At 72.7% G+C, this 12,472-nt stretch carries 13 protein-coding genes; 7 read left to right on the plus strand and 6 right to left on the minus strand.

Going from position 1 to position 12,472, the window contains the following annotated elements:
- Positions 1–296: 296 nt before the first annotated feature.
- The 5 genes from SRB5_RS27835 to SRB5_RS27855 all read left to right on the plus strand — a co-directional run bounded on the left by SRB5_RS27835 (position 297) and on the right by SRB5_RS27855 (position 5,297).
- Positions 297–1,073 carry an amino acid ABC transporter ATP-binding protein gene (locus SRB5_RS27835; protein ID WP_153456206.1) on the plus strand — a complete coding sequence of 259 codons (777 nt, stop codon included), beginning with the start codon at positions 297–299 and terminating at the stop codon, positions 1,071–1,073.
- Between the two features lie 42 nt (positions 1,074–1,115).
- A complete protein-coding gene (locus SRB5_RS27840; RefSeq protein WP_153456207.1) occupies positions 1,116–1,961 on the plus strand; it encodes a glutamate ABC transporter substrate-binding protein in 846 nt (281 codons plus the stop codon).
- 102 nt (positions 1,962–2,063) lie between these two features.
- Positions 2,064–2,735 (plus strand): amino acid ABC transporter permease, encoded by a 672-nt coding sequence (locus SRB5_RS27845; protein WP_323378599.1) that lies wholly within the window; start codon positions 2,064–2,066, stop codon positions 2,733–2,735.
- On the plus strand, positions 2,732–3,607 hold the full coding sequence (locus tag SRB5_RS27850) for an amino acid ABC transporter permease (RefSeq protein ID WP_153456209.1): 876 nt from the start codon (positions 2,732–2,734) through the stop codon (positions 3,605–3,607). Before SRB5_RS27845 ends, SRB5_RS27850 begins: the two co-directional genes overlap by 4 nt.
- Positions 3,608–3,731: 124 nt before the next feature.
- Positions 3,732–5,297, plus strand: a complete 1,566-nt coding sequence (locus tag SRB5_RS27855; RefSeq protein WP_323378600.1) for an FAD-dependent oxidoreductase — start codon at positions 3,732–3,734, stop codon at positions 5,295–5,297.
- Positions 5,298–5,320: 23 nt separating this feature from the next.
- On the opposite strand, the gene SRB5_RS27860 is transcribed toward SRB5_RS27855, so the two are convergent.
- Together SRB5_RS27860 and SRB5_RS27865 are read right to left on the minus strand one after the other, a co-directional pair.
- The gene (locus tag SRB5_RS27860) at positions 5,321–7,840 is read right to left on the minus strand and encodes an FtsX-like permease family protein (protein ID WP_153456210.1); all 2,520 of its coding nucleotides are present in this window, start codon (positions 7,838–7,840) and stop codon (positions 5,321–5,323) included.
- The gene (locus SRB5_RS27865; protein ID WP_153456211.1) at positions 7,837–8,400 is read right to left on the minus strand and encodes an ArsR/SmtB family transcription factor; all 564 of its coding nucleotides are present in this window, start codon (positions 8,398–8,400) and stop codon (positions 7,837–7,839) included. Before SRB5_RS27865 ends, SRB5_RS27860 begins: the two co-directional genes overlap by 4 nt.
- A gap of 138 nt (positions 8,401–8,538) precedes the next feature.
- Here SRB5_RS27865 and SRB5_RS27870 point away from each other — a divergent pair, with 138 nt between their 5' ends.
- Positions 8,539–9,255: a class III extradiol dioxygenase subunit B-like domain-containing protein gene (locus SRB5_RS27870; protein WP_153456212.1), complete on the plus strand. Its 717-nt coding sequence runs from the start codon at positions 8,539–8,541 to the stop codon at positions 9,253–9,255.
- A gap of 10 nt (positions 9,256–9,265) precedes the next feature.
- Here the strand turns inward: SRB5_RS27870 and SRB5_RS27875 are convergent, their stop codons facing one another.
- Positions 9,266–9,466: a DUF3046 domain-containing protein gene (locus tag SRB5_RS27875; RefSeq protein ID WP_153456213.1), complete on the minus strand. Its 201-nt coding sequence runs from the start codon at positions 9,464–9,466 to the stop codon at positions 9,266–9,268.
- A 132-nt stretch (positions 9,467–9,598) separates the two neighbouring features.
- Here SRB5_RS27875 and SRB5_RS27880 point away from each other — a divergent pair, with 132 nt between their 5' ends.
- A complete protein-coding gene (locus SRB5_RS27880) occupies positions 9,599–10,531 on the plus strand; it encodes a hypothetical protein (protein ID WP_153456214.1) in 933 nt (310 codons plus the stop codon).
- A 10-nt stretch (positions 10,532–10,541) separates the two neighbouring features.
- Here SRB5_RS27880 and SRB5_RS27885 read toward each other — a convergent pair whose 3' ends face one another.
- From SRB5_RS27885 to SRB5_RS27895, 3 genes are read right to left on the minus strand one after another with little or no spacing between them, the layout of a single operon-like run.
- Positions 10,542–10,850 (minus strand): AzlD domain-containing protein, encoded by a 309-nt coding sequence (locus SRB5_RS27885; protein ID WP_323378601.1) that lies wholly within the window; start codon positions 10,848–10,850, stop codon positions 10,542–10,544.
- On the minus strand, positions 10,847–11,578 hold the full coding sequence (locus SRB5_RS27890) for an AzlC family ABC transporter permease (RefSeq protein ID WP_153456215.1): 732 nt from the start codon (positions 11,576–11,578) through the stop codon (positions 10,847–10,849). The genes SRB5_RS27885 and SRB5_RS27890 overlap by 4 nt, the downstream gene beginning before the upstream one ends.
- Positions 11,579–11,638: 60 nt before the next feature.
- Positions 11,639–12,460, minus strand: a complete 822-nt coding sequence (locus tag SRB5_RS27895) for an AraC family transcriptional regulator (RefSeq protein WP_407703993.1) — start codon at positions 12,458–12,460, stop codon at positions 11,639–11,641.
- Positions 12,461–12,472: the final 12 nt, after the last annotated feature.

The following is a 12,472-nucleotide window of genomic DNA, read 5'->3' on the forward strand; positions in this document are numbered from 1 at the left end:
GTACCCGCTCTCCCTTCCGCGACGGCGGCTCACACCAAGGATCCCTGACGCGGACACGTACGGCGTACACGGGACACCCGACAGTGATACAGCCCCCGTACGGCCCCGTCCGTCAAGTGCCTCCGCGTTACCCCCATGCTTCCATGACGTGACCGCTACTCTCAGGCGTGCCCCAATGACCCTTGGTGTCCGGTTGCGGCCGGATCGTTATGCTCAATTTCCCCTCAGATGTAATGACGCTCCTCAATGCGCGTCACTAAGGTCCAGGCAACCGAAGAGGATGGAGCGCTAGGCCGATGACCGAGATTTCGGTGACCAAGGACGCCGCACCCGTGGGCGAGCCGCTGGTGGTCCTGGACAACGTCAACAAGCATTTCGGCGCGCTGCACGTGCTCCAGGACATCAACCTGTCGATCGCGCGCGGCGAGGTCGTCGTGGTGATCGGTCCCTCGGGCTCGGGCAAGTCGACACTGTGCCGTGCGATCAACCGGCTGGAGACGATCGACTCCGGGTCCATCACGCTGGACGGGAAGCCGCTCCCCGCGGAGGGCAAGGCCCTGGCGAACCTGCGGGCCGACGTCGGCATGGTGTTCCAGTCGTTCAACCTCTTCGCGCACAAGACGGTGCTGCAGAACGTCATGCTGGGCCCGGTCAAGGTCCGTAAGGCGGACAAGCGCGCCGTCGAGGAGCGGGCGCGTCAACTGCTCGACCGGGTCGGTGTCGGGAACCAGGCCGACAAGTACCCGGCGCAGCTCTCGGGCGGCCAGCAGCAGCGTGTGGCGATCGCCCGCGCGCTGGCGATGGAGCCGAAGGTGATGCTCTTCGACGAGCCCACCTCGGCCCTGGACCCGGAGATGATCAACGAGGTGCTGGAAGTCATGCAGCAGCTCGCCCGTGACGGCATGACCATGGTCGTCGTCACCCACGAAATGGGCTTCGCCCGCTCGGCAGCCAACCGCGTCGTCTTCATGGCTGATGGCCAGATCGTCGAAGAGGCAACGCCGGACCAGTTCTTCACCAACCCTCGCAGCGACCGGGCTCGGGACTTCCTCTCGAAGATCCTGCACCACTGACCTGCCTGGCAACGTCAACTTCACGACAAAGGGATGTTCACCATGAATTTCCGCAAGGTCGGCGCCGCCGCCGCCATCGCGACCGTTCTCGCCCTCACCGCCGGTGCGTGCGGTGGTGACGACGGCGACAACGGGTCCGGGGGATCCGGCGGCGACGGCAAGGGCAAGATCACCGTCGGTATCAAGTTCGACCAGCCCGGCATCGGGCTGAAGGAGCCGGACGGCTCCTTCTCCGGTATCGACGTCGAGACCGCCAAGTACGTGGCCAAGCAGCTGGGCTACGACGAGAAGAACATCGAGTTCAAGGAGACCAAGAGCGCGGACCGCGAGACCGCGCTGGCGAACGGTGACGTCGACTTCATCGTCGCCTCCTACTCGATCACCCCGGAGCGCGAGGAGAAGGTCGACTTCGCCGGCCCGTACTTCCTGGCCCACCAGGACCTGCTGATCCGCGCCGACGACAACAGCATCACCGAGGCCACCGACCTCAACTCCAAGAAGCTGTGCTCGGTGACCGGTTCCACCTCCGCGCAGAACGTGCAGAACGACTTCGCCAAGGACGCGCAGCTCATCGAGCGCGGCGGCTACTCGGAGTGCATCGGCGCCCTGCAGAACAAGGTCGTCGACGCCCTGACCACCGACAACGCCATCCTCGCCGGCTACGCCGCGCAGTCGCAGTACAAGGGCAAGTTCAAGCTGGCGGGCCTCAGCCTGTCCAACGAGAACTACGGCATCGGCGTGAAGAAGGGCTCGGACCTCAAGGCCCAGATCAACACTGCGCTCGAGAAGATGGTCTCGGACGGCACCTGGCAGAAGGTCATGGACGACGCCTTCGGCCCGGCGAACTTCAAGTTCGAGCCGGCGCCGCAGATCGGCCAGCTGAAGTAATCCGTCGCCCGCCGCTTTCGGCGGGCCGCCCGGGGCGCGCGGCCGAAGAGGCCGCGCGCCCTGCCATCCATACACGCGCGATCGCGGGATGCGGACTGTTTTGTGTTTGATTTCCTTGAAGGCTACGACCTGATCGGGGCATTCTGGGTGACGGTGCAGCTCACGCTGTTCTCCGCCCTGTTCTCGCTGGTCTGGGGCACGATCCTGGCCGGCATGCGGGTGAGCCCCGTCCCGCTGATGCGCGGCTTCGGCACGGTGTACGTCAACATCGTGCGGAACACCCCGCTCACGGTGATCATCGTGTTCTGCGCACTGGGGCTGGCCGATGTCTACGGGGTGACGTTCGGCGCGGGCACCGACGACGTCAAGTCGCAGTACTTCCGGCTGGCAGTTTTCGGGCTGTCGGCGTACACGGCGGCGTTCGTCTGCGAGGCGCTGCGCTCGGGCATCAACACGGTGCCCAAGGGCCAGGCGGAGGCGGCGCGGGCGATCGGGCTGAGCTTCACCCAGGTGCTCACGCTGATCGTGCTGCCGCAGGCGTTCCGGTCGGTGGTCGGTCCGCTGGCCAACGTACTGATCGCCCTCACCAAGAACACCACGGTGGCGGCGACGATCGGTGTCGCGGAGGCCGCGTACCTGATGAAGGGCATGATCGAGAACGAGGCCGCGCTGGTCGCCATCGGCGCCGTGTTCGCCTTCGGGTTCATCGTGCTGACGATGCCGCTGGGGCTATTCCTCGGCTGGCTGAGCAACCGAGTGGCGGTGAAGCGATGAGTTCGGTCCTGTTCGACACACCGGGGCCCCGGGCCAAGGTCTGGAACATCGTCTATACGGTCGTCTTCCTGGCCCTCCTGGTCCTCGGCGGCTGGTGGGCGATCGCCAAGCTGCAGGACAAGGGCCAGTTCGAGGCGGTGATGTGGAAGCCGTTCACGACGTCCGAGGCCTGGACCACGTATCTGCTGCCCGGCCTCGCCAACACGCTGAAGGCCGCCGCGCTGTCCATGGTGATCGCGCTGCCGCTGGGTGCGGTGTTCGGTATCGCACGCCTGTCCGACCACCGGTGGGTGCGGTCCGTGGCCGGCACGATCGTGGAGTTCTTCCGCGCGATCCCCGTGCTGCTCCTCATGCTGTTCGCCAGCCAGTTCTACGTGAAGTACACGGACATCAGCAGCGAGCAGCGCCCGCTGTACGCCGTGGTCACCGGTCTGGTGCTGTACAACGCCTCGGTGCTCGCCGAGATCGTACGGGCCGGCATCCTGTCCCTGCCCCGGGGGCAGACGGAGGCCGCGAAGGCGATCGGGCTGCGCAAGGGCCAGATGATGACCATCGTGCTGCTGCCGCAGGCGGTGACCGCGATGCTGCCGGCGATCGTCAGCCAGCTCGTCGTCATCGTGAAGGACACCGCCCTCGGCGGTGTGATGCTGGGCTTCACCGAGCTGCTGAACTCGCGGCAGACGCTGTCCGCCAACTACGCCAACGTGATCCCGAGCTTCCTCGTCGTCGCGGCGATCTTCGTGATCCTGAACTTCCTGCTCACGACCATCGCGAGCTGGATCGAGGGCCGGGTCCGGCGCGGCAAGCGGACCACGGGCGCCGTGGTCGGCGTCGACGAGGTCGAGGACCTCGCGACCGGACGCGCGATCTGACGCTCGTTTACGCGTACGAAGGGCGGCGGTGATCCTACCGCCGCCCTTCGGCGTGTGCGGGACCAACCCCCGCTCCGTGCCCCCGGCTTGACGCACAGGTCGGCGAGTGGGTTGCATACGCCTTGTGATCGTGGACCCGGTGATCATCGTCGGGGCAGGACCCGTCGGGCTCACCCTGTCCTTGGCGTTGGCACACAGCGGCGTCTCCACCCTCGTTCTCGACGGTGAGACCTCCTCCCCCGCCACCCCCTCGCCCGCGCGTCCGGCCCGTACGGCCGTGCTGCGGGCGCCGACGGTGGCGTTTCTGGAGCGGCTGGGCTGCGTGGTGCCCGGGGTGCCGCTGACCGCGTGGCGGGCCATCCGGGGCAAGCGGGTGCTGCGGGAGGAGTCGTACGACGGGGAACAGCCGCCGCGGCACGTCGCGCAGCAGGCGCTCGTCGACGAACTGCGCCACGCCGTCGCCGCCTGCGATCTGGTCACCGTCGTGCCGGGGGTCCGGGTGGACGCCCTGGAGATGGAGCGGGACGCGGTTTCGGTGCACACCCGGGGGAAGGCTTCCGCTTCGGGTTCCGGTGCCGGTGCCGGTGCCGGTTCGGGTTCCGCCGACGACAAGGGCACGTGGTGGCGGGGGAGTTACGTCGTCGGGTGCGACGGCGCGCGGTCCGTGGTGCGCAAGCTGCTCGACATCCGTTTCGCGGGGCGGACGGCCGTCGAGCGGCACGCGGTGGCGGCGATCCGTACCCGGCTGCCGTGGCGCAGTGAGACGGTCGTCTCCGGTGTTCCGTCGGAGGTGTGCGCGCGACCGCTGGCGGACGGCGTGTGGCGGTTCGACTGGCTGCTGCCGTCGGAGGCGGGGCTGGTGACGCCGCAGGACGTCGTACGGCGGGTCGAGTCGACGCTCACCGACTGGTGGCACGCGGACGCGGAGGCCCTGTGGTACGACCTGCTCGACTCGGGCGTGCACACCGTGCACCACCGGCTGGCGCAGACCTTCCGCCGGGGACGGGGGCTGCTGGCGGGCGACGCGGCGCATCTGCTGGGGGCGCTCGGTACGCAGCAGCTCGACGAGGGGCTGCAGGACGCGGAGAACCTCGCGTGGAAGCTGGCCGCCGCGGTGCACTCCGGTGCTCCGGGGGCGCTGCTGGACTCGTACGAGGCGGAGCGCCGGGGGGTGATACGGCGCCGGCTGCGGGCGGCCGATCAGGCACTGCCGCTGGTGCGCCGGCGCACCGGGGAGTGGCGGCGGGGGCAGGCGGTGACGCTGCTGGCGGACGGTCATCTGGGGCGTGGGGCGGTGGGCGGGGCCGCGGTGTACGCCGCCGCCCCGCCGGTTCCCTCGCTCACCGTCGGCACGGCGCTGGGGGCTCCGGTGTCGGACGTGGCGGTGACGGCGCCGGACGGGACGGCGACGTCGCTGCACGCGAGCCTGGGGCGGTCGGTGGTGCTGCTGTTCGTGGCCCCGGGGACGCGGGTGTGGGACCACCGGATCTGGCTCAAGGCGGGGCTGATGCCGGCGCTGCTGCGGACGGTGGAGGAGCTGCCGGTGCGGGCGTCGCTGGTCGTCGCCGAGGAGTATCCGGGGGCGCCGGCGCACGCGGTGCTGGTGATTCGTCCGGACGGGCGGCTGGTGGCCGCCGTGGCGGGGGTGGACGCGGCGGCGCTGCGGGCGTGCGTGGAGCCGCTCGGGTAGGCCCCGGGCGGCTCCACGCGGGGTCACTCGGGAGCCGTGGCGACGTCCACCGGGCGCGGGGCCAGGGCCACGCGGCCGGGGAGCGCGGTCGACGCGAGGGCCAGCAGCGTGGCGACGCCGACGACGAGGGCGTACGTCAGGGGCTCCAGGGCGGGGGCTCCGCCGGTCATGCCGGCCGCGAAGGCGGTGAGCACCGCCAGGGCGATCCCGGTGCCCGCGACGAGGGCCATGGCCACCACGGAGAGGGCCTCCAGCCGCAGCATCCGCAGCACCTGCCGCCGCTGGGCGCCGGCCAGCCGCAGCTGCGCGAACTCCCGTACGCGTTCGGCGGTCGTCATCGCCAGGGTGTTGACGACGGCGATCGCGGTGAACGCCAGCACCAGGCCCATGGCGAGGAAGTTGACCTCCGCGTTGGCCTGCTGGACGCCGGCCGTCCGGGCGTGCGCCTGCCCGGGATCGAGGACCTGGACGCCGGGGAAGGCGCGTACCGCCGCGGCGAGGTCCGCCCGTGCGGCCGAGCCGTCGGTACGGACGTTCACCGCCACCGCGAGGGGGTTGTCGACGTGCCGGGCGATCAGGTCGTGGGCCATCGTCAGGTCACCGAAGCCCAGCCCCTTCGCGTACACCGCCGCGACCTCCAGCGACACCTTCGTGCCGTCGCCCAGGGTCAGCTTCAGCGTGCCGCCGGGCTTCAGCCCCAGCTGGTCGGCGGCCAGTTCGCTCACCGCGACGTCCCCCGGCCCGAAGCCGCGCAGTGAACCGGCGCGCACATCGGGGTCCCAGGTGCGGTCCAGACCGGACGGCGTCACGCCCTGCGCCGGGTACTTGTCGAGTCCGACGCGAACCGTCGTCCGTACGACCTCGGTGGCGGCCGTCACTCCGGTCACCGAACGGACCGCCGCCGCGGCCTGCGGAGGGACGCCGATCGAGGTGGACGCGAGGGTGTAGTCGGCGAGCGTCCCCTCGGCCGCCTGCCGGTCCGCCGCGTGGGAGAGCGTCGGCTGGACGAACAGGACCGTCGACGCCATTCCGATGAGCAGCGCGAGGGGTGTCACCGCGGCGGCCATCCGGACCGACCGTCCGCGCAGGTTCGCCCGCGCCATCCGTCCGCTGAACCGGGCGAGCCGCAGCGGCCCCGCGAGGAGCGCCGTCCCGGCCCGTACGACCAGCGGCCCGAGGAGTGACACGGCGGTGGCCAGCACCACGACGGCGAGGAACGTCACCGGGGTGGCGGCCGGCTCGGTGCGCAGCCCGCCGAGTACGGCGACGAGCACGGCGCCGCCGGCCAGCAGCAGCACCCCGGCAACGATCCGCCCGGCGGCCGGGCGGCGCTCCGTCGCGGCCTCCGTCAGTGCCTCCGCCGGACCGATCCGCGAGATGCGGCGGGCGGAGATCCGGGCGGCGGCCCAGGCGCCGAGCAGCGTGAGGGCGACGGCGGCGAGGGCGGGGAAGACGCTGACGGCCGGGTGGAGGGTCGCCGGTACGGCGCCGAGGTCCACGAACCGGCCCAGCAGCCAGGTGCCCAGCGGCAGCCCCGCGGCGGCACCCAGGACACCGGCGGCGAGCCCGATCAGCAGCGCCTCGCGGCCGATGAGCCTGCGGATCTGGCCGGAGGTGGCCGCCACGGCCCGCAGCAGCGCCAGCTCCCGGTGCCGCTGCTGGATGCCCAGGGCGAAGGTGCCGACGACGACCAGCACGGCAACCAGCAGCGACGTACCGGCGATGGCGCCGCCCATGGAGACCAGCTTGACCCGGGCGCCGGCCGCGTCGAGGAACTCCACCGGCCCGCGCCCGGCACCGGTGCTGACCTTCGCCCCGGTGCCGTCCAGGGCGGCGTCGATCCGCCCGCCCAGCTCGGCGGCGGAGACGCCGTCCCGGGCGAGCACGCCGATCGCGGTGACCTGCCCGGGGTGCCCGGCCAGCCGCCGGGCCTCTTCGGCGGAGAAGAACAGGCTGCTCTGGTGGGCGAGGGCGGTGGTGGTGACGCCGGTGACGGTGTACCGCTTGGGTGCGCCCGTCGACTGGACCTCGATCCGGTCGCCGGCGGTGAGTCCCGCCCGTTCGGCCAGCCCCCGGTCGACGACGATCTCGCCGGCCGTCCGCGGCGCGCGGCCGTCGCCGAGGGTGTACGGGGCGAGGGCGGCGGACTGCCAGGCATGGCCGTACGACGGCGGGCCGCCGGGGGTCACCGGACGCGCGGGGAAGGTGAGTTCCGGGACGGCGGCGCGGACGCCTGGTACGTGCGCGATCCGTCCGGCGAGCTCCTCCGGGAGCCAGACGCGTTCGGCGAGGGGCTTCGCCTTGTGTTTGACCTTCCGCTTGCCCTTCTTCTCCTTGATCTTCGTCTGGTGGACGTTCTGGTCGGCGGAGACGACGACCGGCGCGGCGGCGAGCCGTTCGGGAGCGATCGTCCCCCGCAGTCCCGTCTCGAGCAGCACACCGCAGGCGGCGGTCAGGGCGGCGGCGCACAGGAGGGCGACGAAGGAGCCAAGGAAGCCCGCCAGCCGGGCGCGGAGGGTTCTGAGGGCGAGACGCAGCATCATGATTCGTCCAGGTGGTCGTCGGGGGCGGGGAAGGCCAGCAGCCGGGTGAGGACGGTGCGCGCGTCCGCCGGGGTGTCGTCGTCGGGGCGCTTGTAGCGGTTGAGGAGGGCGATGTACTCCTCGAAGAACTCACGGAGTTCGCCGAGGGTGAGCCGGATGGTGCCGCGCGAGTAGGGGAAGGCGTCCATCCACGCGCCGAGGCCGTCGCTCTCCCGCTGCAGCTGTTCGAAGAGCGCGAGGTCGGCCGCGTACGCCAGACGGTTCATCTCGTCGACGACGGGCCGCATCCCGGCGCTCTGCGCGCTGCGCCGGGGGAAGCGGATGTCGCCGGCGACGGCCCGCCACCACCGTTCGCGGCCGCGCCGGTGATCCTCCTCGACGAAGCCGTGCGCGGCCAGCTCCCGCAGGTGGTAGCTGGTGGCGCCGGTGTTCAGGCCGAGGGCCCGGGCGAGGCCGGCGGAGGTGGCGGGGCCGTGCAGCGACAGCTGTTGCAGCATCCGCTGGCGGCGCGGATGGGCGAGCGCCCGGAGCGCCGCGAGGTCGGTGATCTCTGTGGCCATGCGGTCCACAATCCCCTGTGCACAGGGGTCTGTGCAGTGCGGCGGGCAGGCGCTTTCGTACGGGGGTTAACCCCCCGCGGACGCGCCCCGGCGCCCTGACCGCGCCCCGCCGGGCGGGCCCGCAGTAGGCTGCGGGCCATGCTGATCGCCGCCGCCTGCTGCCCCTGCCCGCCGCTGCTCGTGCCGGAGGTCGCCGCGGGCGCCGCCGCGGAGCTGGACGCGCTGCGTGCCGCCTGTACGGACGCGATCGGGGTGCTGGCGGCGTCCCGTCCGGACCGGCTGATGGTGCTCGGGCCCGCCGAGCAGGAGGGCCGGGGGCCGCATCCGCAGGGGGCCGTCGGTTCGTTCCGCGGTTTCGGCGTGGACAAGGACGTGCGCCTCGGCGCGGTGGACACCGCCCTGGAGGGGGCCCGGACGCTGCCGCTGTCGCTGACGGTCGGCGCCTGGCTGCTGGGGCTGACGGACTGGTCCGGCACCCCCGTCGAGGGGCTGGGGGTGGGGGAGCCGCTGCCCACCGCGCGCTGTCTGGAGGTCGGGCGGGAGCTCGCCGCGGGCGCGGGCCGGGTCGCGCTGCTGGTGATGGGCGACGGTACGGCCTGCCGTACGCACAAGGCGCCCGGCTACTTCGACGAGCGGGCACAGGCCTTCGACGAGGCGGCCGCCCGCGCGCTGGGCGCCGCCGACCTGAACGCGGTCGCCGCGCTGGACCCCGAGCTGGCGTTCGACCTCCAGGCGAGCGGCCGGGCCTGCTGGCAGGTGCTGGCGGGCGCCGCACAGGGCGCGGACCTGAGCGGGCAGCTGCTCCACGAGGACGCGCCGTACGGGGTGGGGTACTACGTGGCCACCTGGTCCTAGCGCACGGGCCTCACCGCTGGTCCGCCGGTACGGCCATCGCCTCGCACACCGCGCGCCACACGTCCGCGGTGTCCCAGCCCGCCTCGAGCGCCTCGTTCACCGTGCGCCCGCCGAGTTCGGCCATCACATGGTCGCGCGCGAAGGAGTCGACGTACGACTCACCGAAGTACGCCGCCATCCGCTGCCAGAACACGCTCCGCCAGAGTGCCATCGCCGTACGAACCCGCCCTTCCCCGAAACCGTCAACCGGACGCGTCCATTATCGCGCGCCGCGGCAGCTACTTAGAGTGCTCCCGCATCCATCGATGCGCCCACCGTGCATGAGCGGGCTTAGGTTCCTCCCATGGCTCCAGCCTCCACCCAGCTCGCCCGTGCCGAACGATTCATGTGGCTCACCGCCCGCGTACTCGAACAGCGCCGGTACGCCTATCACTTCCGGACCGCGACCAGCACCGCCGCCGACGCGGTGGAGGCGGCGCTGGAGGCGTACCGCAATCCGGACGGCGGGTACGGGCACGCGCTGGAGCCCGATCTGCGCGGACCGGTCAGCCAGCCGCTGCACACCGTGCTGGCGCTGCGGGTGCTGGACGCCGTCGGCCGCTGCGAGGGACGGCGGGCGGAGCGCGTCTGCGGCTATCTGACGGAAATCTCCACCCCGGACGGCGCGCTGCCCGCCGTCCACCCGGCACCGGTGGGCTATCCGCACGCCTCCCTCCTGGCCGCGGTGAACGATTCTCCCCCGGGCGGGTCGGGCAGTCTGCTGACGACCGGACCGGTGGTCGGGACACTGAACGCGAACGGTGTGTGGCACGCGTGGCTGTTCCGGGCGGCGGACTTCTGCTGGCAGGCCGTCGAGTCGCTGGAGGCGACCCATCCGTACGAGGTGCAGGCCGCCGTGGCGTTCCTCGACACCGCCCCCGACCGCGCCCGCGCGGAGGCGGCCGCCGCCCGGCTGGGCCGGCTGGTGCGCGTCCAGCGGCTCGCCGTCCTGGACCCCGAGCGGGCGGAGTCCTGGCCGCGCACCGAGGGGTACGCGCCCGGCGAGCAGTTCTACGTGCCCGACTTCGCCCACGGCCCCGACTCCCTGGCCCGGCGCTGGTTCACCGACGCGGAGCTGACGGCGGGCCTGGACTTCCTCGCCGCCGAGCAGCAGCCGGACGGCGGCTGGCCGCTGCGGTGGCGGGCCCGCGCCCCCGGCTCCGCCCTGGAGTGGCGTCCGATCCTCACGCTGGAGGCGCTGCTCACCCTGCGGGCGTTCGGCCGGCTGGCGGGCTGAGGGGCGGCCGTCAGCCGGTCACCGCGCGCAGGGCGGCCGTGACGACGACCGCGACGGCGATCACGACGAGGAAGGGCGCCCGCAGCACCAGCGCGACGGCGGCCGCGGCCAGCCCGGCGGCGCGGGCGTCGAGGACGAGGTCCTGCCGCGAGGCGAACGTCTGCTGGGCGGTGAGCGCCGCCAGCAGCGCGACGGGCAGCAGGGTGGCGAGCCTGCGGACCACCGGCCGCTCCAGCACCCCGGCGGGCACCGACAGGCCGAGGAGCTTCACGCCGTAGCAGCCGGCGACGGTCAGCGCGATCGCGATCCAGGCGTTCACCGGCGGACCTCCTTCCGCCCCGTGCGGCGCCCCTGCGCGTACAGCACGGCGGGCGCCGCGAGGGCCGCGACCAGCACCGGGACGCCGGCGGGCAGCACCGGCAGGAAACCGAGGCCGAGGAGGACGGCGAGCCCCGCGACGGCCCGCTCGGTGCCGGTGCGCAGCATGGGGGCGAGCAGCGCCAGGAACGACGCCGGGCCGGCCGCGTCCAGCCCCCAGGCGGCCGGGTCGCCCAGCGCGGAGGCGCCGAGGGCGCCGAGGAGGGTGGTGAGGTTCCACAGGACGTACAGCGTGAGGCCGGTGACGACGAAGCCGATCCGCGCGGTGCGCCGGGTGGGCTGGGAGATCGTGACGGCGGTGGTCTCGTCGATGACCCACTGGGCGGCGAGCGGCCGCACCCGGGCGGGCAGCCGGAGCAGCGGTGCCAGGCGCAGCCCGTAGAAGCAGTTCCGTACGCCGAGGAAGAAGGCGCCCGCCGCGGCGGTGAACGGGTTGCCGCCCGCCGCGAGCGCCCCGACGAGCGCGAACTGGCTGGAGCCGGTGAACACCAGCAGGCTGAGCAGACAGGTCTGGGTGAGGCTGATCCCCGAGCCGGCGGCGGTCACGCCGAAGGCGAATCCGCTGAGTCCGACGGCGATCCCGACGCCGAGCGCGCCACGTATCGCGCGGCGGTCGGCGTCCGGGGACGGTGGTGCCTCCTCGAGGGGCGGTGCGGTCTCCTGTGCCATGGGACGCACGGTAGGCCGGGTGCGCGGGGGGTGTCTTGTACGTTCTTGCGCGGCGGGCGGTCAGAGCCGCTCGCGCCGGTAGGCCCCCGGGGGTACGCCGATGATCCGGCTGAAGTGGCGGTTGAGGTGCGGCTGGTCCGTGAACCCGACGGCCAGCGCCGCCTCGGCCGGCGGCGTGCCCGCGTCGAGCAGCGCGCGCGCCCGGCGCACGCGGGCGTCGGTGAGCCAGGTGTGCGGCGGCATCCCGTACTCCTTGCGGAACGCCCGCAGCAGCGCGAAGGGGCTGACCCCGAGCCCGGCCGCCAGCCGCTCCAGCGACGGCGGGTCCACCAGATCCCCCTCCAGCACCTCCCGCGCCAGCCGGGCCACCGCGGCGCCGGCCTCCGTGCGGGTGCGGGCGGGCAGCACACCGCCGTGCCGGCGCAGGACCTGCGCGACGCCGACGCGGAACAGCGAGTCGGCGGCCAGCGCGTTGCCGCCCTCGAGCGCCGCGTGCACCCGGGCGATCACCCCCGCCGTCTCGGGATCGTGCACCGCCGACTCGGCGAAGCGGGGCGTGCCGCGCAGGGTCGTCAGCTCGGCGGCGATCTCCCGCACCACGTCGACCGAGGGGTAGAGCACGCTGTACGACCAGCCCTCCGGCACACCCGCGTGCCCGGTGTGCACGGTGTCGGGGTTGACCAGCGCCAGCCCGCCGGGGCCGACCCGCACCAGACCGCCGTACACCTCGTACGCCTCGACGCCCCGGGTGATCGCGCCGATCACGAAGCTCGCGTGGGTGTGTCTGACGAACCGTTTCTCCACATACCGGGCACGCAGCAGGTCAACCCCCGGCAGGGCGGGGTCTGTCCAGTGCCGCGCGTGCTCGTTCTCACTGGTCACAGGCCCGGCACC

The organism is Streptomyces smaragdinus, from assembly GCF_009604385.1.
Lineage (GTDB): Bacteria > Actinomycetota > Actinomycetes > Streptomycetales > Streptomycetaceae > Streptomyces > Streptomyces smaragdinus.

Coding starts and splice junctions, on each gene's coding strand:
- SRB5_RS27835 (WP_153456206.1), top strand. CDS start 297: ATGACCGAGATTTCGGTGACCAAGGACGCCGCACCCGTGGGCGAGCCG.
- SRB5_RS27840 (WP_153456207.1), top strand. CDS start 1,116: ATGAATTTCCGCAAGGTCGGCGCCGCCGCCGCCATCGCGACCGTTCTC.
- SRB5_RS27850 (WP_153456209.1), top strand. CDS start 2,732: ATGAGTTCGGTCCTGTTCGACACACCGGGGCCCCGGGCCAAGGTCTGG.
- SRB5_RS27860 (WP_153456210.1), bottom strand. CDS start 7,840: ATGATGCTGCGTCTCGCCCTCAGAACCCTCCGCGCCCGGCTGGCGGGC.
- SRB5_RS27865 (WP_153456211.1), bottom strand. CDS start 8,400: ATGGCCACAGAGATCACCGACCTCGCGGCGCTCCGGGCGCTCGCCCAT.
- SRB5_RS27870 (WP_153456212.1), top strand. CDS start 8,539: ATGCTGATCGCCGCCGCCTGCTGCCCCTGCCCGCCGCTGCTCGTGCCG.
- SRB5_RS27875 (WP_153456213.1), bottom strand. CDS start 9,466: ATGGCACTCTGGCGGAGCGTGTTCTGGCAGCGGATGGCGGCGTACTTC.
- SRB5_RS27880 (WP_153456214.1), top strand. CDS start 9,599: ATGGCTCCAGCCTCCACCCAGCTCGCCCGTGCCGAACGATTCATGTGG.
- SRB5_RS27890 (WP_153456215.1), bottom strand. CDS start 11,578: ATGGCACAGGAGACCGCACCGCCCCTCGAGGAGGCACCACCGTCCCCG.